The sequence below is a fragment of the Opitutus sp. sgz309028 genome (genome assembly GCF_059821195.1).
On the sequence record NZ_JCAMRR010000001.1, the window covers coordinates 205,416 to 232,190 of the forward strand.

Sequence of the window (26,775 nt, forward strand, 5' to 3'; positions counted from 1 at the left end):
ATCGACGGGAGGGACGCTTCTCCGAGGCGTCCGTTAAAGATCGTCGCTGCGGGAAAGCGGACGGCTCGGAGAGCCGTCCCTACCGCCGTGTCCAATCTCAAAACCCACCCCTTCATCGTCCGCCCCACTCCATTTTCTCCCGCGGCTCCTTCAACGGCAACTCGTCCAGTTTGCCCATCGCCGCAACCACCTCATACGCCGTGCGAAAATGCAGCTTGGCGAACTCGCCGAGCGCCCGCGTGCCAAACTTTTCGATGATCTGGCGCGCCTGCTCCTTCACCAGCGGTCCGGCGCCTTTCTGGAGTTTCGCGCCGAAGCGGCGGGACAGCAGGTTCATTTGTCGCACGAACTCGGCGCGCGCGACCACCGACGCCGCGGCGACGACGGGATCTTCTTCCGCCTTCGTCCGCATCTTGAGTTCGAAATCCTTCACGCCTTTGCGCGCGAGCTCCCGTTGCGCGAGCGGCTGTTCGGAAAACTGGTCGAGCAATCCCCACGACACGCGCTTCGCTGCGAGGGCTTGTTCGAGCGCCGTCGCGTGCTGCCACGCTAGCAGGCGGTTGAGATTCGCGCCGGGCCGCGCCATCAAATCGTTGTATTTCGCCATCCCGCAATAGCAGGTGCGCACAACGACGTCCTTCGTTTCGCGAATGATCCGGTCGAGCTCGAGGATCCGCGTTTCCGTGATCTTCTTCGAGTCCTGCACGCCCGCCTTGCGCCACGCGTCGATCGCGGCCTTGTCGGCAATCACCGTGGCCGCGATCACCGGTCCGAAAAAATCGCCCTTGCCGCTTTCGTCCAGGCCCGCGTGCGACTCGAACCAGTCCGGATGCAGCGCCTCGTCGTAGCCGAGCTTCGCCACCCCGGTGACCTCCGGCTCGAGCGTCATCGTGATAAACTCCTCGGTGCCCTTGCCGGCGATCACGACCTTGCCGCTCGTGTAGGCGCTGATGTTTATGCGCGCCGCGTCGGATTTGAACGCGAACCGCGTATAGGCCACCTCAAACGGCGTGAAACCGCGTGCCTTGCAGATCGCGTGGAGCTTCTCCATCTGCGCGTCGTCGAGCTTGGTGGTGTAGGACGAGAGCTTTTTCGGCGCCTCTTCCTCGGCTGGCTTTCTTGGCATCACGCGATTCGCCACAAAAAGCGGGGAAAGCACAAAAAAATTCTGCTTGGGCCGCGACGAAGTTTTGTGCCTCTTGGACCTTTTGTGACGCCGACCCTCACTGCCCGCCGGGCCGAGTTTCAAGCCGCGCTGCTGGCCTGGTATCGCCGGCACGCCCGCACGCTGCCATGGCGCGACCGGCCTTCGGCTTACAAAACGGTCGTGAGCGAGTTCATGCTGCAGCAGACGCAGGTGAAAACGGTTCTCCCCTATTTCGCGCGCTGGCTCGCAGAGTTTCCCGATTTTGCCGCGCTTGCCGCCGCGCCGGAGCCGCGCGTCCTGAAACTCTGGGAAGGCCTCGGCTACTACTCGCGCGCCCGCAATCTGCACAAACTCGCGAAAGCCGTCACCGCGCTCCCCGCACTCCCGCGCACGCCCGACGCGTGGCGCGAGTTGCCGGGCGTCGGTCCCTACACCGCGGCGGCGATCACCAGCATTTCGTTCAACGCGCCCGCCGCCTGCGTCGATGGCAATGTCGTGCGCATCCTCGCGCGGCTGACCGCTGATGCCACGTCGTTTCGCGATTCCGCGACCGCCGCGAAAGCCTTCACGCCGCTGGCCAGCGAACTCCTCTCGCACGAGGCCGCCGGCGATCACAATCAGGCGATGATGGAGCTCGGCGCCACCGTCTGCTTCCGACAGAAGCCGCTCTGCCTGACCTGCCCGGTGCGGATGTTCTGCGCCGCCGGTCAGCGCGGGAATCCCGAGGATTATCCGCGGCTCGCGCCGAAGCAAATGGAGCAACGCGCCGTGACGCGCGTCTGGTGCGAGCGCGACGGCGCGCTCCTGCTGCATCGCGCCGCCGCCGGTGCGCGGCGGCTGGCCGAGTTACACGAACTTCCCACCGCGGAACAAGCGGGTATCGACGCCGGGCGACTGAACGACGAACACCTGCTCGCAAAAAAGCGGCGCGGCATCACGCGTTTTCAAATCACGGAATCGATCTATCGCGCGCCCGCGCCGCGCGGAACGCCCGGACCGGAACTGGTGTGGGTGTCGCGGTCCGACCTCGACACGATCACGCTGTCCGGCCCGCATCGCCGCTGGATCGGCGAGTTGCTCAAAGGACGGTAGGGACGGCTCTCCGAGCCGTCCGCGCTCATCCAAAGGCGCGGCGTGCACCCAACTCAAGACGCGTGGAGACACGCGTCCCCACCTCTTTATCGCCGAATTATTCGCCGAGAAGTTTGGCGAGTTGCTGCTCGAGCGCAGGGCCGCGCAGATTTTTCGCGACGATCCGGCCTTCCTTATCCAACAGGTAGGTGGCGGGAATGCTGTTCACGCCATACGCGCGGCCGAGTTTGCTGTTCCATCCCTGACCGTCGAAATACTGCGGCCACGTCATCTTGCGCTCCGCGATGAAATTCTTCAGCGCGCTTTCGCTCTGGTCGAGGCTGATCCCGACGATCTCGAAACCTTTGTCGTGATACTTTTGATACGCCGCCAACACGTGCGGCAGTTCCGCCACGCATGGTCCGCACCACGTTGCCCAGAAATCGATCAACACGACCTTGCCCTTGAACTGACTGACCGAGAGCGGCTGGCCCGCGAGATCCTTTTCGTTGAAATCCGGGAACACCGCGCCGGGCTTCAATGCCGCCTGCGCCTGCAAGCTCTCCTTCTGCTGGTCCAGTTGCGCGAGCAGCTGCACGGCGGTCCGACCCGATTCCGAATCTGGAAACTCCTCCTTGAGCGCCGTCAGCAATTCCGCCGCGCGGTCGTAGTCCTCGAACACCTGCAGATACAGCGCCGCCTTCATCAGCATCGCCTGCGCGCTCAGTTCCGTCGGCTGGCCGCGATGGTCGGCGATCAGGGTGTCGAACGCCTTCAACTCTTCGGCGAGATCCGCCTCCGTGCGCGCGCCCGCGGTCAGCTTGGTTTTGATCCGCTCGATCAGTGCCTTCAACTCGTCGACGCCCTGCGGCGAGGTCGCCGTGGTGGCGGACGAATCGGTGTCCGCCGCACCCGCGACGCCGGACGCGCCCAGCACCAGGGCGCAGAGAAGAAACGTTCTGAATTTCATAAGTGAGGTTACGCCCATTTGCGGGCGAGCAAGGCTTCGACGCGTTCTTTCGAGATGCGCACGCCTTCGACCGGCACGCGCGGGCTCAGTTCGAGAACGAGCACGTGTTCCGGCCGCCAGAATTCGCTGACCATGCCGAAATCGATGTGCCCGGTGCCGATCGGCTGGTGATCCGAGCCCTCGGCGTCGACGTCGTGCAGATGAAAGCCGATCGTGCGCGCCGAAAGTTTTTCCAACTGCGCGCGGTGGTCGATCATGCCCATCGACTGTTTGATGTCCGCATGCCCCGTGTCGTGCCAGTAGCCGGCGGAAACGTCGGCCGGCAGACTCGCGAAATAATCCGCGAAATCCGCATCGAACGGCAGTTCCTCGAATTTCTCGCGGTTCTCGAAGCCCAGCCGCACGCCTTTCTGTTTCGCGTAGGCGAGCACCTCGCCAACCGTCTCTTTCGTTCGCTCCCAATACGGCCCGAGACGCTTGCGCAGCCGGTTGCTGCATTTGTCGAGCAACGCGCGGTAACGCGGATTGCCCATGTGGGCGTCGCGCGCATGCCGGCGGGCGTAGGCGCGGAGTTTGCGGCCGGGGTTGAGCCAGAAAAAATGGACGCTGCCCAAATGGCAGACGAGGACGCGCGCCTTCACCTGCGCGGCAAAGTCGATCGACCGCTTGGTGTGCCGCAGCCATTGGTCGTGCTCGCGGGCGTCGAGCGACGATGGCTCGAAGAGATTTGGCGCCGCATGCACGATGCCCATGGGCAACGGGCAAAAGTTATGCGTCGAGCTGACCTTAATGATGCCCTCGTCGACCGCTTTCAGGATGCCGGGCACCAGGGTGATCCGGACGCCGTGGCTCAGTTCCACGTATTCGAATCCGATGTCGGCCATCTCCCGGGCCATCGCGTAGCCGTCGGAATGACGGTGCGAGCACCAGCAGCAGGAAAGCGAAAACACAGGCTTCACCTCACCAAAAACTCGAAAATCCCATCCCGTTGCACGCAAAAAGAAAGCCGCGCCCCGGACGACCGGGAGCGCGGCTGAAATTCAGCGTCCGAGAACCTCAGCTCTCGTAACGGCGGCGCAGCATCTGGGTGAAGGCCTGGACCTTCTCCTTGCGGCGGCGCTTTTCGCACGGCTTCTCGTAGTAGCGCTTGGCGCGAACACCCTTGATGATGTTCTCGCGATCGAGCTTCTTCTTCATGCGACGGATCGCACGATCAACCGGCTCATTCTTACGGATTTTGATTTCGATAGCCATGTGGGACGGACGGAAGGTGAGAGAAAAGTGGGTAACTACGCCACCCCTCCCCACACGCGTCAATGGTCTTTTTCGCCGTTTGCCGCCCGCCCTCGGTTTGCGGTGGCGTTCCGCCACTTTCCCCGTGGGCACCGCCTCCAAATTACGCCGCAGCCACGTGATTTCCGGCCGTTTCCCGCTCGCGCCCACCTTTCCCCTTGCCCGCTCCGCCCGCGCGTTTCCTTCATAAACCCGTGCCGTCCGCCGATCCGAATTTCGTCCATCTTCACGTCCACACCGATTACAGCCTGCTCGACGGCGCCTGCCGGATCGACCGCCTGATGAAGCGCGCCACCGAGCTCGGAATGAAGGCGCTCGCGCTCACCGACCACGGCAATCTTTACGGCGCGATCGCCTTCTACAACGCCGCCAAAGCCGCGCAGATCAAACCGCTCATCGGTTGCGAGCTCTACCTCGTCGAACACTCCCGCCTCGAGAAACACGGCCGCACCGACGACGAGGGAAAATCCATTTTCCACCTCGGCCTTCTCGCCCGCAATCTCACCGGCTACCAGAACCTGCTCAAGCTCGTCTCCGACGCGCATCTCAAGGGCTTCTATTACAAGCCGCGCACCGATCTCGAGCTGCTCGCGAAACACGCCGAAGGCCTGATCGGCTTCACCGGCTGTCTCGCCTCCCTCGTGCCGCAGCACTTGCTCAATGATCGCGACGACGAGGCCCGCGAAGCCTGCGCCCGCTTCGTCGACATCTTCGGCCGCGAAAACTATTTCGTCGAGATCCAGGACCACGGCATCCCCGAGCAGCGCAAGATCATCCCCGGACTCCTGAAGCTGGCCGACGAATTCAAGCTCCAGGTCATCTGCTCGAACGATGTCCACTACGTGAATCACTCCGACGCCGGCCCGCACGACGCGATGCTCTGCATCCAGACCGGCGCGAAGATCGACGAGGAGAAGCGCATGCGTTTCTCCGGCCACGAGTTCTATCTCAAATCCCGCGACGAAATGGCGAAGGTGTTCGCCGAGGTCCCCGAGTCGCTCACGAACACCCAGCTGGTCGCCGAGATGTGCGACCTCGCGATCCCGTTTCCCAAAGGCAGCGAGCGTTACCCGAAATATCCGCTGCCCCTCGAGGTCCGCGAAAAATCCAATCCCGGCGCCTACCTCCACGATCTCTGCGTCGGCGGCCTGAAGCGCCGCTACGGCGTCGACTACGAGGCGGTCGCCTCGCGCGCCGTCGTCGCCGAACGCCTCGCCAAACTCACGAATCTTCCGCCCGGCGAGAAACCGCAGCCGCCCGATTACAGCGGTCTCGCTCACGAGGAAGAACTCGTCGTCCGCCTCGCCTACGAGCTGTCGATCATCACCGTCACCGGCTTCATCGACTACTTCCTCGTCGTGTGGGATTTCATCCACTGGGCCAAGTCCCGTGAAATCCCGGTCGGTCCCGGCCGCGGCTCCGGCGCCGGCTGCCTCGTCGCCTATCTCCTCGGCATCACCAATCTGGATCCGCTCCGCTTCAAACTTCTCTTCGAGCGCTTCCTCAATCCCGAGCGCGTCTCGCCGCCTGACTTCGACATCGATTTCTGCATGCGCCGCCGCGAGGACGTCATCAACTACGTCCGCGAGAAATACGGCCGCGACTGCGTGGCCAACATCATCACCTACGGCACACTCGGCGCGAAGATGGTGATCCGCGACGTCTCGCGCGTTCACAACCTGCCCTTCGCCGAGGCCGACCGGCTCGCGAAGATGATTCCGGACGAGCTCAACATCTCGCTCACCGACGCCATCGCCAAATCGGCCGAACTCGCCTCCGAAATCGCGCGCAATCCCGTCGCGAAAAAAATCGTCGACCACGCGCTCGTCCTCGAAGGCATGGTGCGCAACACCGGCAAGCACGCCGCCGGCATCATCATCACGGACAAACCGCTCGACGAATTCGTCCCGCTCACTTCGCAGGAAGGCGACGTCACCGTCCAATACGACATGGCCGCCGTCGGCAAACTCGGTCTGTTGAAGATGGACTTCCTCGGCCTCAAGACGCTCACCGTCATCGACGACGCCGTGAAAAACGTCCGCCGCACCGTCAACCCGAAGTTCGACATCGAGGCCATCCCGCTCGACGACCCGAAGACCTACGCGATGCTCAACGCCGGCCGGACCGTGGGCGTGTTCCAGCTCGAATCTCCCGGCATGCAGAGCGCGTGCAAACAGGTGGGCGTCTCGAACATCGACGACATCAACGCCATCTGCGCGCTCTACCGTCCCGGTCCGATGGCGTTCATTCCCGACTACGCCCGCGGGAAAAAGGACCCTTCCTCCGTCCACTACCCGCACAAGCTCCTCGAAGCGTCGCTGCAGGAAACCTACGGCATCATCGTTTACCAGGAGCAGGTCATGGAGTGCGCGAAGATCATCGCCGGCTACACGCTCGGCGGCGCCGACATGCTCCGCCGCGCGATGGGCAAGAAGGACGCCGAGGCGATGGCGAAGGAGCGCATCAAGTTCGTCGAAGGCGCGAAGCGCGTGAACAACATCGACGAAAAGAAGGCCAACGAAATCTTCGACCTGCTCAACAAGTTCGCGAGCTACGGCTTCAACAAATCGCACTCCGCCGCGTATGCGCTCGTCAGCTACCAGACGGCGTATTTGAAAGCCAACTACCCGGTGCAGTTCATGGCCGCCGTGCTCACGGCCGAACTGGGCAACGCGGAAAAGGTCGCCCACTTCATCGCCGAAGCCGAGGCCATGGGCATCACCGTCCTCGGCCCCGACGTGAACGAATCGCGCGAGACGTTCACGCCGGTGTTTCGAAAAGCCCAGAGCCCAGAGCCCAGAGCCCAGAGCAAATCCGACTCCGAGCTCCCGGCCCTGGGCTCTCAGCTATCAGCTGCCGACGCGGGTTCCGCCAAAGGCGAAATCCGCTTCGGTTTGGCGGGAATTAAAGGCGTAGGCGAACAGGCCGCGCGCAACATCATCGAGGAGCGCGACGCGAAGGGGGCCTTCGAGGATTTCGACGACTTCATCTCCCGCATGGACGGACGCGCCATCAACAAGCGGGTGCTCGAGCATCTCGTGAAAACCGGCGCCTTCGATTTCAGCGGCGCCTCGCGCAAAACGTTGTTCGAAAGCATCGACTCCGCGCTCGCCGCCGTCGCCGCGCACGCGCGCGACAAAGCCGCCGGCCAGCACAACTTCTTCGACATGTTCGCCCCCGAGCCTCCGGCTCGAAATCCCAAATCCGAGAGTTCAGATTTGAAATCGTCGCCCGCCGCCGCCGCGGACGACTTCGCGTCGTCGGAAAAACTCGCGTTCGAGAAGGAGCTCCTCGGCTTCTACGTGTCCGGCCACCCGCTCAACACCTTCGCCGGCCTCACCGACGCGATCGACACCTTCCCGATCACGGAGTTGTTGAACCAGCCCGATCGCACCGAATTCCGCCTCTGCGGCATCGCCGGCTCGATCGCGAAACGCCTCTCGAAAAAAGACAACCGTCCGTGGGCGTCCTTCGTCCTCGCGACGAAAAACGGCTCGCTCCCGCTCAACATGTTCGCCGACGGCTACGCCAACTACGGCACCGTCCTCGTCGAAAACGCCCTCGTGCTCGTGCAGGGCACCATCATCGTCAATCACGAGGGCGCGCGCATCAACGTGAAGGAAGCGTATCCGCTCGAGAACCAGGTCGCCGGCCTCGTCCGCAAGGTCGTTTGGATTCTCCATCCGCAACATCGCGAGCTCCCGTCCTTCCTCCGCCAGCTGCGCTCGACGCTCGACAAGCAGTCGGGCGACACGCGCGTCGAACTCGCGTTTCTTTTCGACGGCCGCGTCGCGCCGTTCGCGGAGACCAGCACCGCGCTCAGCTGGAAGGTGAATGCCCCGTCGTTTCACGAACTGCGTTCCCATCCGGCCGTGGCCGGCGTGCAGATCGGCACCCGCACGCTCGAATTGAAGCAGGATCGCCGCTGGTCGAAGCGCACCTGATCGGTGGCACGGCCGCGGCGACTCGCGGACGGCCACCGCCCGTCGCCCGTCTTATAGGCGGTTGACAGTGCCTTTCGCCCAGCTATGCCCTTGCCCTTTGCGCCCCGCGCAGACCGTTCGTTTTTAAACCCAGATAACCTCCATCATGGCCGTTAAATCCAAAGCGAAAAAACCCGCCGCGAAGTCCAAAGCCTCCGCGCCCGCTAAGAAAACCTCCGCCGCCAAAGGCCCGAAATACGTTTACACGTGGGGCAATGGCAAAGCCGACGGCGACGGTTCGATGAAGCCCCTCCTCGGCGGCAAGGGCGCCAATCTCGCCGAGATGACCCGCATCGGCCTGCCGGTGCCTCCGGGCTTCACCATCACGACGGAAGTCTGCACCTACTACTACGCGAACAAGAAGACGTATCCGGCGTCGCTGCAGGCCCAGATGGAAGCCGGCGTCGCCAACATGGAGAAGATCATGGGCACGAAGTTCGGCGCCACCTCCGGCATGCCGCTCCTCGTCGCCGTCCGCTCCGGCGCCCGCGACTCGATGCCGGGCATGATGGATACGATCCTCAACCTCGGCCTCAACGACCAGACCGTCGTCGCGCTTGAGAAGGCCACCAACAATCCGCGCTTCGCGTGGGACTGCTACCGCCGCTTCATCCAGATGTATGGCGACGTCGTGCTCGGCGTGCAGAAACGCCCCGGCGAGGACCACGAGCCGTTCGAGACCGTCATCCACAGCTTCAAGCACGAGACCTACCACGAGGACATCGAAGACTCGAAGCTCACCGCCGAGGACCAGCAGGAGCTCGTGAAGCGCTTCAAGGCGCTCGTGAAGGAACGCACCGGCAAGTCGTTCCCGAACAGCGCGTGGGACCAGCTGCGCGGCGCCGCCGGCGCCGTCTTCGGTTCCTGGATGAACGACCGCGCGATCGTCTATCGCCGCAAATACAACATCCCCTCCGAGTGGGGCACCGCCGTCAACGTGCAGGCCATGGTGTTCGGCAACACCGGCGAAACTTCCGGCTCCGGCGTGGCGTTCACGCGCAATCCCGCCAACGGCGCCAACGAATTCTACGGCGAGTTCCTCATCAATGCACAGGGTGAGGACGTCGTCGCCGGCGTCCGCACGCCCGAGCCGGTCCTCGAGCTCAAGAAACAGATGCCGAAGGCCTACGCCGAGCTCATGCGCGTCCGCGCGATCCTCGAGAAGCACTTCAAGGACGTGCAGGACGTCGAGTTCACCATCCAGGAAGGCAAGCTGTTCATGCTCCAGACGCGCAACGGCAAGCGCACCGCCGCCGCCGCGTTGAAGTTCTCCATCGATATGGTGAAGGAGAAGCTCATCGACTGGCAGACCGCCATCCTGCGCAACCCCGCCGACCAGCTCGAGCAGCTCCTCGCCCCGATCTTCGATCTCAACGAGGTCAAGAAGGCCAAGGTCATCGCCACCGGCCTCCCCGCCGGCCCCGGCGCCGCCACCGGCAAGATCTACTTCAACGCCGATCGCGCCGTCATCGCCGCCGAGAAGAACGAGAAGGTTCTCCTCGTCCGCGTCGAAACCTCGCCCGAAGATCTCCGCGGCATGATCGCCGCCGAGGGCATCCTCACCGCTCGCGGTGGCGTGTCCTCGCACGCGGCGCTCGTTGCCCGCCAGATGGGCAAGGTCTGCGTGTGCGGCGCCTCCGCCGTCCAGATCGACTACGACAAGAAGACCGCCACCATCGACGGCCAGACCTTCAACGAGGGCGACTACCTCTCGATCGACGGCACCAGCGGCACCGTTTACGCGGGCCAGATCAAGACCGCCCCGTCCGAAATCATCTCCGGCCTCCTCCACAACGACGAAGCCGCGAAGAAGACCGAGAAGTTCAAGAGCTACGCGCAACTCATGAAGTGGTGCGCGCAGGTCACGAAGCTCGCCGTCCGCACCAACGCCGACACCCCCGAGCAGACCCGCAACGCGGTCGCGTTCGGCGCCACCGGCATCGGCCTCACCCGCACCGAGCACATGTTCTTCGAGGGCGACCGCATCGACGCGATGCGCGAGATGATCCTCGCCGACACCCTCGAGGCCCGCAAGGCCGCGCTCGAGAAACTGCTCCCGTATCAGCGCGCGGACTTCTTCGGCATCTTCAAAGAGCTGAAGGGCTTTCCGGCCACGATCCGCTTCCTCGATCCGCCGCTGCACGAGTTCCTCCCGAACTCGAAGGAGCAGCAGATGGACCTCGCGCGGAAGTTGAACATTCCGGTCGAGAAGATCATGCACCGCGTGCACGAGCTGCATGAGTTCAACCCGATGCTCGGTTTCCGCGGCTGCCGTCTCGGGATCAAGTATCCCGAGATCACCGCCATGCAGGCCCGCGCCGTCCTCGAGGCCGCCGCCGACGCCAACAAGGCCGGCTTCAAGGCCAAGCCCGAGATCATGATCCCGCTCGTCGGCTTCAAGAAGGAACTCGATCTCCAGGTCGAGATCGTTCACCAGGTCGCCAAGCAGGTTCAGGCCGAAAAGAAGGTGAAGCTCAACTACTCCGTCGGCACCATGATCGAGGTGCCGCGCGGCGCGCTCACCGCCGACGAGATCGCGCAGACCGCGCAGTTCTTCAGCTTCGGCACGAACGACCTCACGCAGACCTGCCTCGGCATGTCGCGTGACGATTCGGGCATCTTCCTCGGCGCCTACCAGGAGGCCGAGATCATGAAGAAGAATCCGTTCGCTTCCATCGACCAGACCGGCGTCGGCCAGCTGATGCAGGTCGCGATCGCGAAGGGCCGCCAGTCCCGCCCCGACATCAAGCTTGGCATCTGCGGCGAACACGGCGGCGACCCGGACTCGGTGAAGTTCTGCCACAAGCTCGGCCTCTCCTACGTCTCCTGCTCGCCCTATCGCGTGCCCGTCGCCCGCCTCGCCGCCGCCCAGGCGGCGGTCGCGGAGCTGAAGGCCGCCGGCAGCAGCAAGAAGAAGAAGTAAGCAGCGTCCGTTTCTCTCCCAAGCCCCGCGCCAAAAGCGCGGGGCTTTTTTTTTGCGCTTTCCGAGTGTTCGCCAGGTCCGTTCAGGCCCAGCGAGCCATCGGGGATTTACCGAAAGGTTTTCACCCGAACTGTCAGCTGCGCGCGCTCTTTGTGCATCCGAGCAACCGGGCGCTGTTTTCGATCACCCCGCGGCACCGCCGCCCGATCCACCCCGTCGGCTCGCTTTTCCCCTCCCCATGAAACTGCTCAAAACGTTGCTTCTGCTCGCGTGCGCCCTGACCACCTCGTTGTCAGCCGCGCCCCACCTGATGGAAAACCTCGGTCGCGGTGTCGTCGCCGTGCGCACCTCCGAAGCGGAGGTCTTCGTCAGCTGGCGCCTCCTCGGCACCGACCCCGGCGATCTCGCCTTCAATGTCTACCGCTCCACCAACGGCGCCGCCGCCGTGCGGCTCAACGCCGAGCCGCTCACCGGTCCCACGCATTTCACCGACACCACCGCCGACCCCGCGCAGGCCAACGCCTACGCCGTGGCCGCGATCGTCGGCGGCACCGAGCAGCCGCTCAGCGCCGCGTTCACCCTGCCGGCCAACAGCCCCGCACAACCGTATCTGCGCATCCCGCTCCAGCGCCCGACGCCCGGCCCCGATTACACCTACAGTCCCAACGACACCAGCGTCGGCGATGTCGATGGCGACGGCGAATACGAGCTCATCGTCAAATGGGATCCGTCCAACTCGAAGGACAACTCCCAGTCCGGCGTCACGGGGAACGTCTATCTCGACGCCTACAAGCTCGACGGCACGTTTCTTTGGCGCATCGACCTGGGCGTGAACATCCGCGCCGGCGCCCACTACACGCAGTTCCTCGTGTATGATTTCGATGGCGACGGCCGCGCCGAAGTCGTGTGCAAAACCGCTCCGGGCACGAAGGACGGCACCGGCGCCTTCATCGGCCAACCCGGCAAATTTGTCGGCACGCCTTCCGCTCCGATCGATCATTCCGCCGATTACCGCAACGAGGGCGGCTACATCCTCACCGGCCCCGAGTTCTTCACGATCTTCAACGGCCTCACCGGCGCAGAACTCGCGACCACCAACTACATTCCGCCGCGCAACGACAACCCCGCCAGCAGCGATGTCTCCGCCTGGGGCGACAACTACGGCAATCGCGTGGACCGCTTCCTCGCGTGCGTCGCCTACCTCGACGGCCGTCGTCCGAGTCTCGTGCTCTGCCGCGGCTATTACACGCGCGCCGTGGTCGCCGCCTGGGATTGGCGCAATGGCCAGTTGACCCCGCGCTGGGTCTTCGACACCGGCCACAACGGCACCGCCTCCCCTTACGCCAACTGGCGCGGCCAGGGTTCGCATTCCGTCACCGTCGGCGACGTCGATGGCGATGGCCGCGACGAAATCACCTACGGCGCCTCCGCGATCGATGACGATGGCTCCGGCCTCTACTCGACGCTGCTCGGCCACGGCGACGCCGTGCACCTGTCCGACATGGATCCCACGCGCCCCGGTCAGGAACTCTGGATGGTCCACGAGGATCCGGGCAGCTACGGCCCCAACGGCCAGGACTTCCGCGACGCCCGCACCGGCGAGATCATCTTCGGCGTTCCGGGCAACGGCGCCGACGTCGGTCGCGGCGTGGCCGGCGACATCGATCCGCATTTTCTCGGCTACGAAATGTGGGGCTCACGCAGTGGACTGATGGCCGTTGACGGCACCCAGATCTCCGCCGCCCGCCCCGGCCAGATGAATTTCGTGATCTGGTGGGACGGCGATCTCCTGCGCGAGATCCTCGACGGCACCACCATCTCGAAGTGGGACTGGAACACCAGCACCACGTCCGTTCTGCTGAGCTCACCGGACGTCTCCTCCAACAACGGCACCAAAGCCACGCCTGCGCTCAGCGGAGACATTCTCGGCGACTGGCGCGAGGAGGTGATTCTGCGGGAAAACACCGACGACGCGCTGCGGCTCTACACGACCACGACGCCGACCACGTATCGCTTTCCCACGCTGATGCACGACCGCCAGTATCGCCTCGCGATCGCGTGGCAGAATGTTGGATACAACCAGCCCCCGCACCCCAGCTTTTATCTCGGCGAAGGCATGTCGGCTCCGCCCGCGCCGGACATCGTCACCTCCCTCGCCGATCTCCCGCCCGCACCGCCCGCGGCGGCGTCGATCAACCGCTACGATCCGTTCAGCACCAACACCGATCGCACGCAGCTCACGTTCCGCGCCACCTTCAACACCGCGGTCACCGGCGTCGACGCGAGCGACTTCCTCGTCACGACGACCGGCACCGCCGTAGGCTCCATCGCGAGCGTTACCCGACTGACGGATTTCGCCTATAACGTCACCGTCGGTGCCATCACCGGCAGCGGATTGATTCGCGTCGATCTCGCCGCCTCCGGCACCGGCATCGTGAGCGTCGACGGCACGCCAATTTCAAGCGGGTTCACCGGCGGCGAAGCCTACAATCGCGCCACGCTCGCGTGGACGAATACCGCCAGCGGCGGCAACTGGAGCGATCCCGCGAACTGGGACGGCGGCATCGTCGCCGACGGTGTCGGGGCCGTGCCGATTTTCGGCAATTTCGATCTCACGACCGACAACACCGTGATCCTCGATACGCCGCGCACGATTTCCGGCATCACGTTCGGCGACACCGCGCCCGCGTCGGCCGCGAGCTGGACCCTCGCCAGTCCAGCCGATCACGCGCTCACGCTGGATACCCTCAGCGGCGTGCCCACGCTCACCGTCAACGCCCTCGGCGAAGACGCCGTCGCGCGCCTCGACGTCCGCCTCGCGGGCACCGCCGGACTCGCGAAAGCCGGCGCCGGCACGCTCGCTCTGCAGCGTCCACTCGAGCTCACCGGTCAGCTCAACGTCGCCGCCGGCACCCTGCGCTTCGACACCGAGAGCAGCATGACCGCAAGCACGGTGAACGTTTCCGCCGGCACCGGAACCCTCGAGGTGAATGGCGGCAGCCTTACCGCGAGCGGCGCCACCACCGTCAACGGCAGCGGCGGTCGCCTCATCGTCAACGACGGCGCCGCCACGTTCGCCGCCGTCAACACGAACAACTCGGCCAACGGTCTCATCCGCATCAACGGCGGCAGCTTCGAAGCCGCCAGCATCAACATCCCGCGCAGCAGCGATCGCTCGCCGTCGTTTGCCTTCGGTTTCGTCGTCACCGGCGGCACCGCCACCATCGCCAACACCATCGGCGTCGGCACGAATAATTCGTGGGGTTCGATGTCCGTCGAAGGCGGCACGCTCACGGTCGGCGGCGTCGTCACCGTCGGTAATCAGGCGACCGGCGGACGAGGCGGACAGCTTCGCGTCACGGGCGGCACGTTTAACGTCGCCGCCGAAGGCGGCCTCGTCCTCGGCGCCCGCGCCGGCAATGTCGCCACCGGCGAATTCTCCGGCGGCACGAGTACATTCGAGAAGATCACGCTCGGCCTCACCAGCGCCGTGAACTCCGGCACCGCCACCCTCACCCTCGACGGCGGCACGATCTACCTCGGCAGCGGCGGCCTCGTCGCCAACGGCTCCGGTTCGTTCATGCCGGCCGTGGTCCTCGCATCCGGCGTGCTCGCGGCCAAGGACGACTGGTTCAGCTCCGTGCCGCTCACGCTGCCGGCTGGAAACAGTGTAACGATTCAAACCGCCGACGCCGCCGGCGAACCGCATGACATCACGCTCTCCGGCGTGATCTCCGGCGACGGTAGTCTGACGAAGACCGGCCCCGGCACCCTCACGCTCGCCGCGGACAACACCTTCACCGGCGCCACGGTGCTCAACGGCGGCGCGCTCCGCGTCTCGGGCCGTGTCGTCGGTCCCGTGCTCCTCAACGATACCGCCGCCCTCGCCCTCGCCGGCGACACCCTCGAGCTCGGCGCCAGTGGCCTGACCTGGTCCGGCGGCGGCGTTGTCTCCACGGAACTCGGCGCCAGCGGCACCTCGGGCCGGCTCGCCCTCGCGGGGCCGTTGACCAAGGCCGGCTCCGGCGTATTCGCGTTCTCGCTACAAGCGGGCGACGGTTTCGCCGCGGGCAACACCTACACGCTCGCGACGTTCGCGTCGACCGACTTCACGGCGGACGACTTAACCGCCACCGGACTCCCGTCCGGCTACGCCGCGGTGTTTCACCTCGACGACACGTCGCTGCAGGTCTCGATCGTCGGCACGCCGTTCATCACCAGCCCGGCCGCCACTTCCGGCACCTACGGCGAACCGTTCAGCTACGCCATCACCGCCGGCAACGAGCCCACGAGCTTCGGCGCCTCCGGCTTGCCCGCCGGTCTCACGCTCAATCCGGCAACCGGCGTCATCTCCGGGACGCCGACGGTCACGGGTGAGTTCAACGTGACGTTGACCGCCTCGAACGTCGCCGGCACCGGCGCTGCGCCGCTCGCGCTCACGATCGCCAAAGCCGCCGCCACCGTGACGCTCAGCGGCCTCCAGCAGCCGTATGACGGCACGCCGCGTCCAGTCAGCGTCACGACGTCGCCGTCCGATCTGGCCGTGACGATCACCTACGCCGGTTCGCCAACAGCGCCGACGTTGCCGGGCCGCTACGCGGTCGTGGCGAGCGTCGACGATGCCAACTACGCCGGCACCGCCAACGGCACGCTCGTGATCACCGTCACGGCCCTCGTGCGCCACGCACCGGCGTTCAACGGCGATCTCGACGGTTCCGCGCAGGTGCTGCTGCCCGAGAGTGTCACGCTCAACGGCATCGCCGGCGTTTACGGCGATCTGCTCGTGCCCGGCCAGCCGCGCGTGCAGTTGAACGGCAGTCCGCTCTACGCGGGCACGATCGACGCCGACGGCAGCGCCTCGCCCACGCAGCATACGATCACGCTGAACAGCGGCTCGATGTTGCGTCACGTGGTGCGCCGCGTCGACGCGATCGAACTGCCCTCCGTCGCCGCTCCCGCGGCGCCGACCGGCACGCGCAACGTCACGATCAACCAGCCCTCACAGGCGCCCGGCGACTTCGCGACGCTGCGCAATCTGACGCTGAACCGCGACGCCGGCTCCGTCAGCGTGCCGCCCGGCACCTACGGCGCGTTCACCGCGAACGGAGGTTCGACCTTCGTTCTCGGCGTCGTCGACGCGACCCAGCCTGCGGTTTACGAACTCCAGAGCCTCGCGCTCAATAGCGGTTCCCACGTGCAGGTGGTCGGCCCGGTCCGGCTGCGCCTCGGTAGCGGCCTTATGATCAACGCCGGCACCGTCGGTGCCGCCGCTCATCCGGAATGGCTCGAACTCGAAATCGCTTCGGGTGGGCTGACGCTGAACTCCGGCGCAACGCTCCACGGCATCGTCTCCGCGCCAGCCGGCACGGTCTCGATCAACGGCAACACCGAGCTCAACGGCCGCGTCTCCTCCGACCGGCTCACGATCAACCGCGGCGGCGTCCTCGCCGAACCCTGATCTGAAAGCGCAGGGCGGGCCCGACAGCCCGCCCTGCTGACTTCAGCTGCCGAGCGCCTCGCGCAGCTGGTTGAGTTCGGTGCGGAGCGCGGCGACTTCTGTCTCCAAGGCAGCAATACGCCGCTCCGCGTCCGGCGGCAGCGTCACGGCGACCGTCAACGGCTCCGTGGCGCCACCCGCCCCCGTCGCCTCGACCGCTCCTGTCGCCGGCTCGCCGGTGAGTAGCTGCGTCCACCGCGCCTCCTTCTGCCCGGGTTGACGCGGAAGTTTCCGCACGATCGCGCCCGCCGGGCGCACCGCCAGTTCCGCGAGAATTACTTCGATTTCCGCCAGATCCGGCATCGCGCCCATGCGCTCGGAGTTCCCACGCAACCCCGCGCTCGTTTGCGGTCCGCGGAGCAACAACTCCCCCAGCATCGCCCGCGCCGCCGTTTCCATCGGGAAGACGTCGTCGATCCGCTGCTTGAACTTGGCCACGCGCGCATCCGCGCCGGCGAAGTGCGTGACGAGTTGCTTGTGCCGCAGCTGCTCGAGCGCGAGTTCCACCTCGGACGCGCCGACGCTGAGCAGCGGCGCGCGGTTGTTGCGCTGATTGCAGGCATTCACGAGCGCGTTGAGCGTCAACGGATACACATCCGGCGTCGTCAGCTCCTTCTCAATGAGGCAGCCCAACACGCGCGCTTCGAGCGCGGACAACGGCGGATCGATCGGCAGCGGTGGCACGACAGCAGATTCAGAACTCATGCGCAGCCTTTAGCACCGATCGGCAGCGTCACCCAATCGTAAAACTGACGGCGCTCAGACGGAACGAGCAGTGCGAACCGGAAATTGCGCGAAAAAGCATTTGGTTTCCGGCGCCCCACTCGGCGGCCTGCCCCACCCGCGTTCCGTCCGGCCACCCCGCCGCATTTCATTTTTCCCTATGACCCCACTGCCTGTGCCTCGCTCTGTTCGTGTTCGCGTCTGCGCGGTTTTCGCTGCGCTGATGGCTTTCGTTGCCCATTCCGTGCTGGCGTTGCCCGCGTTTCCCGGCGCCGAAGGTTTCGGCGCCGAGGCCACGGGTGGACGCGGCGGCTCGGTCTACACGGTCACCAACCTCAACGACAGCGGTCCGGGTTCGTTCCGCGACGCCGTCAGCCAGCCCAACCGCACCGTCGTGTTCGCCGTCGGTGGCATCATCCACATCACCTCGCGCATCGCCGTGCGGGAAAACATCACCATCGCCGGCCAGACCGCGCCCGGCGACGGCATCACGATCTACGGCAACGGCATCTCGTTCTCCAATGCCAACAACACCATCTGCCGCTACATCCGCTTCCGTCAGGGCCTCGGCGGCGACGGCGGCACCGACGCGGTCGGCATCGCGTCGGGCGATCGCATGATCTTCGATCACGTATCCGCGTCCTGGGGACGCGACGAGACGTTCTCCGTCAGCGGCTCGCCGAGCAACATCACCCTGCAGGACTGCATCGTCGGCCAGGGCCTGCTGATTCACTCGGCCGGCGGCCTGATGCAGACCGACGGCGGCGTGAGCGTTTTCCGCACGCTCTATACCGACAACTGGATGCGCAATCCGAAGGTGAAGGGCGTCCACGAGTTCACCAACAACGTCGTCTACAACTGGGGCGGCGGCGGCGGCTACATCCTCGGCGATTCCGCCGGCCAGTCGTATGCCAACATCAGCCGCAACTACTTCATCGCGGGCCCGAACTCGCCCGCGCAGGCCTTCACCCGCGGCAATCTCAACTTCCACGTCTTCGCCGACAACAATGTCCACGACGCCGACCGCGACGGCGTGTTGAACGGCTCCGTCGTTCCGCCGTCCGGCTACACGACGGTGGATTTCGTTTCCGAGCGCTTTCCCTACCCCGCGGTCGCGACGCTGCTCACGCCGGAGGAAGCCTACGAGCACGTCGTCGCCTACGCCGGCGCATCCCATCGCCGTGATCGCGTCGACGCGTTCATGATTTCCGAGCTGACGTCGCTCGGTATCGCCGGCGCGCAGATCGTCGATGAAAACGAGGTCGGCGGCCCCGGCCCCATCGCCGGCGGTATTGCCGCAGTCGATACGGACAGCGACGGCATGCCGGATTGGTGGGAATCCGCCGCCGGCACCGATCCGGACGTTGCCGATCACAACGGCGATCGCGATGGCGACGGTTACACCAATCTCGAAAATTACCTCAACGCCCTGGTGGTGGCGGGCGTGCCGGCGGTGAGCATCGACGGTATCGCCAACGACAGCGGCGACATCGACGACGATGGCGTCACCTCCGACACCACTCTCGTGCTGCACGGCAGCAGCGCGCCGGGCCGCACCGTGACGATTTCCCGCGTCGATCTCGGCGCGATTGGCACGGCGGTCGCCGACGCCAACGGCCGCTGGGAATTCGACTACAGCGGCACGCCGCTCGCGGACCGGTATTATGCGTTTACCGCGATGGCGGATCTCGGCGGCCGCGTTTCGCCGCCGTCGCCCGCCTTCGTCGTGCAGGTCGACACCACGCCTGCCGAACCGCCCGCGATTGCCGGTCTCGTGATCGCGCCGGATTACGTTTTCAGCGGCACCGCCACGCCCGGCGATGCGATCACCGTTACCCAGGAAGGCGTCGGAACGGTCGCAACCGCGACCGCCGACGGCTACGGCCGCTGGACTGCCGCCTACACCGGCGCGCCGCTCCCCCCCGGGATTTACTCGTTCACCGCGTCCGCCATCGATCTCGCCGGCAACGCCGGTGCCGCGTCGGCCGCCTATGTCGTCGACACCCGTCTCGCGGCGCCGGTTTTCATCGCGATCGAATCCGACACCGGCGTCGTCCCGGACGACCAAATCACGCGCGACACGACGCTGCTGCTCCGCGGCACCGCGCCTGCCGACTCGGTCGTGACATTCACCCGCGCCGGCGCGGGTGAGATCGGCACGGCCACCGCCGATGCGAGCGGAGCGTGGACTTTCGATGCCACCGCCACGACGTTGCCGGACGGCGACTACATCTTCACGGCCACGGCCTCGACGGGTGACGTCGCCAGTCCGGTGTCTGCTCCGTTCCGCGTGCAGGTCGACACCGAGGCTCCGACCATCGACACGAGCGCGCGCTTCGATCCTGCCACGCCGAGCACGTCCGCGAGCACGCTCGTGTTTCGGGTGACGTTCTCCGAGCCCGTCATCGACGTCGACCCGACCGATTTCACGCTCTCCACCAGCACCGGCGTCACCGGCGCAATCGCGACCGTGACAGAAATCACTCCGCGGATCTACGACGTGACGATCACCGGCGCCGGCGGTGACGGCACGATCCGACTCGACCGCCGCACCAATTCCACGATCCAGGATCTCGCAGGCAACAGCGTCAGCTCCCGCAACTACACCGGCGGTCAATCCTACACGCTGCGCCTGCCCGGCAGCAGCGTATGGAGCAGCACCGAGGCGGACGGTAATTGGAGCGATGCCGCTAACTGGGAGGGTAACCTCATCGGCAACGGCGTCGGCGCGACCGCGGACTTCAGCACGCGCGACATCGGCGACACGGTCACCGTGCATCTCGATGGCCCGCGCACGGTCGGTCGCGTGGCGTTCGGCGATGCGGACCAGGCCTCGCCGGGAAACTGGTTGCTCACCGACAACGGCGATCCGGCCAACACGCTCACGCTCGCCATGCCGTCCGGACCGGCCGCGGTTCACGTCGACTTCACCGGAACCGCTGGCCAGACGAATCCGACGCTCGCCGAACTCGGCGCCGCGTATCCGGCAATTTTGGACGTTACGCTCGCGACCGACAACGGCCTGACCAAGACCGGCTGGGGCACCGCGATCCTCAACCGCATCGGCTCGTTCTCCGGACCGATCTCCGTCTCGCAGGGCCGGCTCAAGCTCGGTTCGGGGGCGACGCTCGTCGTGCCGTCGATCTCGCTCGCGGTCAGCACGCAGTTCGAAGTCGCGGGCGGCGATCTCACGGTGACGGGCGACGCCGCGCTCGTCTCTGGCACCGGCGTTGGCTACGTCGTCAGCGCGGGTCGCGCGAGTTTCCAACGCATCGTCCCGACCAACTCCCGCAACAACCTCGTGAAGGTCACAGGCGGCACGATGACGGCGACCGAGCTGCTGTTTCCTCGCAGCGGCGACGGCGCGGGCATGTATAGTTACGGACTCGTGATCCAAGGCGGCGAAACCGCGATCGGCACGGTTGGCCTCGGCACGACCAACTCCTGGGGCGCGATGTCCGTCGAAGGCGGCTCGATCGCGATCGACGAACTCTACGTCGGCTGGCAGCAAACCTCCGGGCGCGGCGGACAGGTCCGCGTGCTCGGCGGCACTCTCGCGGTCGGCGACCTGGTGCTTTCGCGCAAGAACGGCAGTAACGCGAACAACGTCGCCGAGCTCCATCTGCTCGGCGGCACCACCACCGCCGAACGCATCGCGTTGGGCTACGACGCCGACGTCAACGCCGGCTCGGCCACGATCAATGTCAACGGCGGCGAGCTCTTCGTCGGCGCCGGTGGCATTGCGAAGAATGGGACCGGTTCGTTCCGGCCCGTCATCAACCTCATCGACGGCACCCTCGGCGCGATCGCACCGTGGAGCACGTCCGTGGCGCTCACGTTGCCCGCGGGCAACTCGGTGGAACTTCGCGCCGCCGACGCCCTCGGTCAGCCACACGATGTGGCGCTCACCGGCGCTCTCACCGGCGACGGTGGCTTCACGAAAACCGGCAGCGGCGTGCTGTCTCTTGCGGGTGAAAACACGTTCACCGGTCCGCTCGTCATTGCCGAAGGCAAACTCGCCCTGACCGGCAGTCTCGGCGCCGGTGACGACGTCGTCGTCCGCTCCGGGGGGACGCTCGCCGCAAGCGGCAATCTCGCCCGCACGGTGGTCCTCGACGGCGGCGCGCTCGCCCCATCCGGTCAACTCGCGGTGCCCGCCATCCGCTGGAACGCCGGCAGCGTCCTCAGCGCGCGGCTCGGCGCCGACGGCAGTTCCGATCGCCTCGAACTGGCCGGCGCACTCACCCGCGGCGGCGCGGGCTCGTTCCCCGTCGCGCTGCAATTCGGCGACGACGTCCTGTTGGGAATTCCTTACACGGTCGCGACGTTCGCGTCGACAGACTTTGCGGCCGCGGACTTCTCGGCGATCGGTTTGCCGGAAGGCTACATGGCGACATTCCTGCTCGATGGCTCGAGTCTGCAGGTGACGGTGCAGGCAATCGCCGCGATCAAGCTGGAACATCTCACGCAAGCCTACGATGGCAGTCCAAAGCCAGTATCGGTCGCCACCATTCCCGCCGGTCTGCCGGTCGAGATCACCTACGACGGTGAAACCGCGCCGCCGATCCTGCCGGGAACTTACGCCGTCGCCACGCGTGTGACGGATCCAGGTTACCACGGTGCGCTCGCGGATACGTTGACCATCACGATCACCGCGCGCGTCCGCCACGCGCCGAGTTTCAACGGCGATCTCGACGGCTCCGCGCAAGTCATCTTCCCGGAGAACGTGACGCTCAACGGTGGCGCCAGCATTGGCGGCGATCTCCTCGTTCCTGGTACGCCGCGCGTAGTGTTGAACGGCAGCCCGCTTTATGGCGGGACGCAGGACGCCAGCGGCAGCGCCTCGCCCTCGAGTCACACGATCACGCTGAACCAACGCGCGGTGCTCCGGCACGTCGTGCGCCGGGTCGATTCGCCCGCGCTCCCGACCGTGGCGGCGCCGGCGAAACCGGCGGGCACACGCGATGTTTCCATCAACAACGCCTCGCAGTCTCCGGGCGCTTTCGCGACGCTACGCAATCTCACGCTGAACTCCGGCGCCGGCAGCGTGGCCGTGCCGCCGGGCACCTACGGCGACTTCGCGGCGAATCGCGGCAGCACGTTGGTGCTCGGCGTCGCCGGCGCGACCGAGCCAGCGGTTTACGAGTTGCAGCGACTGACGCTCAATTCCGGCGCACGGCTGCAAGTCGTCGGCCCCGTCCGGCTGCGTGTCGCTGCGGACATGTCTTTTAACGGCGGCGAAATCGGTTCGTCCTCGCAGCCCGCCTGGCTGGAGCTCGAGGTTGCGGGCGGGAATGTCACGTTGAATTCCGGCGCGTCCCTGCACGGCAACGTCACCGCGCCAGCCGGCACCGTTTCGCTGAACACGAATACGACGCTCACCGGCCGGGTGGCTGCAGATCGGCTGACCATCAACGGCGGCGCGGCGCTCATCGAGCCGTAGACCGCCTTTCGAGCGCCGCCGATATCGGCGCGTGCCTGCAGGAAACCCCGCGAGCGCATCGCGGGGTTTTTTATGCCGCTAAACGGCGTAGCGCGGCCAAAAACGCGCTTCAGGAATCGGCGTTTGTCCCGATAACGGGTAATCTTTTCACGAATGGACGTAAAAACCCCTGTCACCGATCAGGTCATCCAAGACTGCATCATCCGCTCGGTTCAGGCGGTCTTCAAAACCATGGCGGGCGACGATGTCCGGTTTGTGAACCAAGTCGGCGCCGACGTGCATTCGCTGCCACTCGCGTCGCCGCACGTGATTGCGAGCGTGGGTTTTCTGGGCGCGGCGGACGGGTTGATCTATCTTTGCCTCACGGAACAGTTCGCGAAAATCGCCAGCAGCCGGATTCTCGGGATGAGCCGGGAAGAGGTGGAGATGCACGGTGACGAAGTCGTGCACGATGCGATTGGAGAAATCACGAACATGACCGTCGGCGGTTTTAAAAACACGCTGTGCGACATGGGTTTCCCCTGCAAACTCACGCTGCCCGCGATCGTTCGCGGACAAAAGCTGTCGATCGCCGCGATCAAATCCGCCACGCGGCACATCTTTCATTTCGACTGCTCCGGGCACCGGCTCGCCGTCGACCTGCAGCTCAAGATCGATTGACGCGCGGGCCGGCCCCAGGGGGGCGGCTCAGGTTTTCCACTCGAGGGAAGTCGAGCGAGCGAGCCCATCGACGCAATCGGGACAGATGCCGTGCGTGATTCGCGGCATCGTTTCGCGTTCCAACAAGCGCGACACCGCTATCGCCTCCTCCACCGCCAGCCAGCCGTCGTCCGGCGCGGCGATCCGCTGACACCAGCTGCACATCCGCACCATTCGCTCGTCTCTGGCCCGCGCGAATTCGAAGAGCGCCACCGGCGCGCGATTCTCCTCGCGCATGAGGCGCGACGTAAACTCCACCCGATCCGTCCCCTGTCGCACGATGGTCATCACGAACCAACGCCGGCGCGAAGGCGTGTCGCAGCGATACGGAACGCTCACGGAGCCGCCGGCGGGCAGGCGGTTCACGAGTCGCGCGTAGAGCTCCTTGGTCGTTGGATCGGCAAAAAAATCCCACAGCACGCGGCCAATGATCGCCGCCCGCGGCGGCGCCCCTTGATCTGCATGTTTTTCCCAATCGTCCCCCACCGCGACGATCTCGGCGCGCGCGTTGATCCCAAAGCTTAAAACCCCCATTCCCCGCATCTTCGGGCGCCGGGGCGGTGCGTCGCAAGCCCCCTACCCGCAAGGCGTTTTAACCTGTCACATGGTGTCCAGCAATTGCCGCAACAACGGCCCGATCTGACGCAGCTCGTCGAGGTGCGCGGCGGACAGCCGGCCGATCAGCGTCTCGCCCCGCGCGGTCAGCTCCACGTGCACCCGGCGGCGGTCGGCGCCGTCGCGCACGCGACGCACCAGTTGCCGTCGCACCAGGCGGTCGACGAGGCCAACCGCACTGTGGTGTTGCACATGCAACCGTTCGGCGAGCTCGCCAATGGTGATGATGTCGCGGCCAGGGAAACCCTTGATGGCGAGCAGCGCCTGATGCTGTTCCGGCGGCACTCCCGCCGCTTTCGCCGCGGCTTCGCTGAACCGGAGGAAGCCGCGCAGCGTATGGCGGAGCTCCGCGAGAGCCTCGTAGTTCGCTTTCGTCAGGCGGGCGGTTCGTTTCGCAGTCATGGCACGCGCAATCAAGCGCATCCGCGCGATCGCGACAATGCCATTGCAATATATCGCACTACGATATGTTTTCTTCCGTTTTATGTCCTCCGCTGTTCCCGCCGCGCCGGCTCCGGCGCCTGCCCAAACCCATCTTTCGGATCGTCTCGCCGACTTCAGCACCAACCGGCGCGTGCTCCTGCTCTGCGCCCTCGCCCTGCCGATCGGCGCGCTCGGCGCGGTCGTGGCGAAGGTGCTGCTCTGGCTGATCGCCGTCTTCACGAACGCCGCGTTCTTCCTCCGTTTTTCGGCGGAACCGGTGGCGCTGCAGGATCATCACTTCGGCTGGTGGGGCGTGGCCGTGCCGGTCATCGGCGGCCTGATCATCGGCCTCATGGCGCGTTACGGTTCGGACAAAATCCGCGGTCACGGCATTCCTGAAGCCTTGGAGGCGATCCTTCTCGGCGGCAGCCTCATCAAGCCCAAGGTCGCGATCTTGAAACCCGTTTCCTCCGCCGTGTCGATCGGCACGGGTGGCCCGTTTGGCGCCGAAGGGCCGATCATCATGACCGGCGGTGCGTTCGGTTCGATCTTCGCGCAATTGTTCCACCTCACCGCCGCCGAACGAAAGACGCTGCTCGTCGCCGGCGCCGCCGCCGGGATGGCCGCGGTGTTCGCCACGCCGATCGCCGCCGTCCTGCTCGCGGTGGAACTGCTGCTGTTCGAGTGGAAGCCGCGCAGCTTCATTCCGGTCGCCGTCGCGGCGGTGACGGCCGCGTTGCTGCGGGTGCCGCTGCTGGGAGCCGGTCCGATTTTCCCGGTCGCGGCCCACGCACCGCTCTCTTCCGCCGCGCTCGGCATCGCGCTGGCGATCGGCATCGGCGGCGGATTATTGTCCGGCCTGCTCACTGCCGTCGTTTATGCGTGCGAGGATGGTTTCGAGAAACTGCCGCTTCACTGGATGTGGTGGCCGGCGATCGGCGGCGTGGTGGTAGGTCTGGGCGGGTTGCTCGATTCACGCGTGCTCGGTGTCGGTTACGAAAGCATCCATGGATTGTTGCGCGGAGATATTCTCGGCTGGGCGCTCGTTTCGCTGCTCGTGGGCAAGGGCATCGTCTGGGCGGTCGCGCTGGGTTCCGGCACTTCCGGCGGCGTGCTCGCGCCTTTGCTGATGATCGGCGGTGCGCTGGGCGCACTCGTCGGAAACGCCACCGGGCTCGGCGACGCGGGCTTGTGGGCGACGGTCGGCATGGCCGCGATGATGGGCGGCACGATGCGTTCACCGCTCACCGGGGTCTTCTTTCTGCTCGAGCTCACGCAGGATTTGCACGCGCTGCCCGCGCTCCTCGTCGGCAGCGTGGCGGCACTGTGTGTGACCGTGCTGCTGTTGCGTCGCTCGATCCTGACGGAAAAACTCGCCCGGCGCGGACAACACATCGCGCGCGAATATTCGGTGGACGTCTTCGAACTCGCGCGCGTCGGAGAAGCGATGGACCGGCAGCCGCCGCTGGTTCCGGCCGACATGACGATCAGCACGCTTGCCGAACGCATCGCGCAGGACGATCCCGCGGTGGCCCGCCGCCAGGCGGCGTTCATCGTCGATGCCGAGGGGAATCTGGCGGGCGTGATCACCCGCGGCGATCTGATGAACGCGCTGCAACGCGATCCCTCCGGCCGCGCACCGGTCATATCGGCGGCGCGCTCCGGCGTCGCGACCGCGTTTCCCGACGAAACCCTCCAGACCGCGCTCACCCGGATGCTGACGCTCGGCGTGGGACGGCTGCCGGTGGTGCAGCGAGACCGGCCCGGACAGGTGATCGGCTATCTGGGACGCGGCGATATCCTTGCCGCGCGGCTCCACCGCCACGCGGAGGAGGAACGGCGCGAGCGCATCTTCCTGCGTCGCCGGCAAGCCTGACCGCCGCGATGCGACTGCGCCGATCTTGCATCCTTTCGGCTGCGCAGCTTTTGCGCGTGTTCCCCGCATAAACTGCGCAGTCTATTAGTTTGCGCGATGGCCGGACGTTTCT

General features: G+C 65.7%; 14 protein-coding genes. 7 read left to right on the forward strand and 7 right to left on the reverse strand.

From position 1 onward, the window contains the following. Positions 1–112: 112 nt before the first annotated feature. Positions 113–1,126, reverse strand: a complete 1,014-nt coding sequence (rnhC, locus tag AC6RV7_RS00825; protein ID WP_500091990.1) for a ribonuclease HIII — start codon at positions 1,124–1,126, stop codon at positions 113–115. Between the two features lie 84 nt (positions 1,127–1,210). On the opposite strand from rnhC, the gene AC6RV7_RS00830 reads away from it, so the two are divergent. Beyond that, the gene (locus AC6RV7_RS00830) at positions 1,211–2,239 is read left to right on the forward strand and encodes an A/G-specific adenine glycosylase (protein WP_500091991.1); all 1,029 of its coding nucleotides are present in this window, start codon (positions 1,211–1,213) and stop codon (positions 2,237–2,239) included. A 97-nt stretch (positions 2,240–2,336) separates the two neighbouring features. Here AC6RV7_RS00830 and AC6RV7_RS00835 read toward each other — a convergent pair whose 3' ends face one another. The 3 genes from AC6RV7_RS00835 to rpsU all read right to left on the reverse strand — a co-directional run bounded on the left by AC6RV7_RS00835 (position 2,337) and on the right by rpsU (position 4,442). Next, positions 2,337–3,188 (reverse strand): redoxin family protein, encoded by an 852-nt coding sequence (locus tag AC6RV7_RS00835; RefSeq protein ID WP_500091992.1) that lies wholly within the window; start codon positions 3,186–3,188, stop codon positions 2,337–2,339. Between the two features lie 8 nt (positions 3,189–3,196). Next, entirely contained in the window at positions 3,197–4,147 is a 951-nt protein-coding gene (locus AC6RV7_RS00840; RefSeq protein WP_500091993.1) for a sugar phosphate isomerase/epimerase family protein, read from the reverse strand. A 97-nt stretch (positions 4,148–4,244) separates the two neighbouring features. Further along, a complete protein-coding gene (rpsU, locus tag AC6RV7_RS00845) occupies positions 4,245–4,442 on the reverse strand; it encodes a 30S ribosomal protein S21 (RefSeq protein ID WP_500091994.1) in 198 nt (65 codons plus the stop codon). 233 nt (positions 4,443–4,675) lie between these two features. Here rpsU and dnaE point away from each other — a divergent pair, with 233 nt between their 5' ends. From dnaE to AC6RV7_RS00860, 3 genes are all read left to right on the forward strand, one after another. After that, positions 4,676–8,425, forward strand: coding sequence for a DNA polymerase III subunit alpha (dnaE, locus tag AC6RV7_RS00850; protein ID WP_500091995.1), 3,750 nt, complete (start codon positions 4,676–4,678; stop codon positions 8,423–8,425). 145 nt (positions 8,426–8,570) lie between these two features. Continuing rightward, positions 8,571–11,387 carry a pyruvate, phosphate dikinase gene (gene ppdK, locus AC6RV7_RS00855; protein WP_500091996.1) on the forward strand — a complete coding sequence of 939 codons (2,817 nt, stop codon included), beginning with the start codon at positions 8,571–8,573 and terminating at the stop codon, positions 11,385–11,387. A gap of 238 nt (positions 11,388–11,625) precedes the next feature. Next, complete coding sequence (locus tag AC6RV7_RS00860; protein WP_500091997.1) at positions 11,626–16,845, forward strand: rhamnogalacturonan lyase family protein; 5,220 nt, start codon at positions 11,626–11,628, stop codon at positions 16,843–16,845. A gap of 42 nt (positions 16,846–16,887) precedes the next feature. On the opposite strand, the gene AC6RV7_RS00865 is transcribed toward AC6RV7_RS00860, so the two are convergent. Continuing rightward, positions 16,888–17,589 carry a YceH family protein gene (locus AC6RV7_RS00865; RefSeq protein WP_500091998.1) on the reverse strand — a complete coding sequence of 234 codons (702 nt, stop codon included), beginning with the start codon at positions 17,587–17,589 and terminating at the stop codon, positions 16,888–16,890. A gap of 241 nt (positions 17,590–17,830) precedes the next feature. On the opposite strand from AC6RV7_RS00865, the gene AC6RV7_RS00870 reads away from it, so the two are divergent. Beyond that, positions 17,831–23,050: an Ig-like domain-containing protein gene (locus AC6RV7_RS00870; protein ID WP_500091999.1), complete on the forward strand. Its 5,220-nt coding sequence runs from the start codon at positions 17,831–17,833 to the stop codon at positions 23,048–23,050. A gap of 153 nt (positions 23,051–23,203) precedes the next feature. Further along, complete coding sequence (locus AC6RV7_RS00875) at positions 23,204–23,710, forward strand: chemotaxis protein CheX (protein ID WP_500092000.1); 507 nt, start codon at positions 23,204–23,206, stop codon at positions 23,708–23,710. Between the two features lie 27 nt (positions 23,711–23,737). Here the strand turns inward: AC6RV7_RS00875 and AC6RV7_RS00880 are convergent, their stop codons facing one another. Beyond that, entirely contained in the window at positions 23,738–24,283 is a 546-nt protein-coding gene (locus tag AC6RV7_RS00880) for a hypothetical protein (RefSeq protein WP_500092001.1), read from the reverse strand. Positions 24,284–24,349: 66 nt separating this feature from the next. Beyond that, positions 24,350–24,766: a MarR family winged helix-turn-helix transcriptional regulator gene (locus AC6RV7_RS00885; RefSeq protein WP_500092002.1), complete on the reverse strand. Its 417-nt coding sequence runs from the start codon at positions 24,764–24,766 to the stop codon at positions 24,350–24,352. An 82-nt stretch (positions 24,767–24,848) separates the two neighbouring features. On the opposite strand from AC6RV7_RS00885, the gene AC6RV7_RS00890 reads away from it, so the two are divergent. After that, a complete protein-coding gene (locus tag AC6RV7_RS00890) occupies positions 24,849–26,663 on the forward strand; it encodes a chloride channel protein (RefSeq protein WP_500092004.1) in 1,815 nt (604 codons plus the stop codon). Positions 26,664–26,775 lie beyond the last annotated feature (112 nt).

What these genes read in the sequence shown, in the direction of transcription:
- rnhC (WP_500091990.1), bottom strand. Translation starts at nt 1,126, where the DNA reads ATGCCAAGAAAGCCAGCCGAGGAAGAGGCGCCGAAAAAGCTCTCGTCC.
- AC6RV7_RS00835 (WP_500091992.1), bottom strand. Translation starts at nt 3,188, where the DNA reads ATGAAATTCAGAACGTTTCTTCTCTGCGCCCTGGTGCTGGGCGCGTCC.
- rpsU (WP_500091994.1), bottom strand. Translation starts at nt 4,442, where the DNA reads ATGGCTATCGAAATCAAAATCCGTAAGAATGAGCCGGTTGATCGTGCG.
- ppdK (WP_500091996.1), top strand. Translation starts at nt 8,571, where the DNA reads ATGGCCGTTAAATCCAAAGCGAAAAAACCCGCCGCGAAGTCCAAAGCC.
- AC6RV7_RS00860 (WP_500091997.1), top strand. Translation starts at nt 11,626, where the DNA reads ATGAAACTGCTCAAAACGTTGCTTCTGCTCGCGTGCGCCCTGACCACC.
- AC6RV7_RS00865 (WP_500091998.1), bottom strand. Translation starts at nt 17,589, where the DNA reads ATGAGTTCTGAATCTGCTGTCGTGCCACCGCTGCCGATCGATCCGCCG.
- AC6RV7_RS00870 (WP_500091999.1), top strand. Translation starts at nt 17,831, where the DNA reads ATGGCTTTCGTTGCCCATTCCGTGCTGGCGTTGCCCGCGTTTCCCGGC.
- AC6RV7_RS00875 (WP_500092000.1), top strand. Translation starts at nt 23,204, where the DNA reads ATGGACGTAAAAACCCCTGTCACCGATCAGGTCATCCAAGACTGCATC.
- AC6RV7_RS00880 (WP_500092001.1), bottom strand. Translation starts at nt 24,283, where the DNA reads ATGGGGGTTTTAAGCTTTGGGATCAACGCGCGCGCCGAGATCGTCGCG.
- AC6RV7_RS00885 (WP_500092002.1), bottom strand. Translation starts at nt 24,766, where the DNA reads ATGACTGCGAAACGAACCGCCCGCCTGACGAAAGCGAACTACGAGGCT.
- AC6RV7_RS00890 (WP_500092004.1), top strand. Translation starts at nt 24,849, where the DNA reads ATGTCCTCCGCTGTTCCCGCCGCGCCGGCTCCGGCGCCTGCCCAAACC.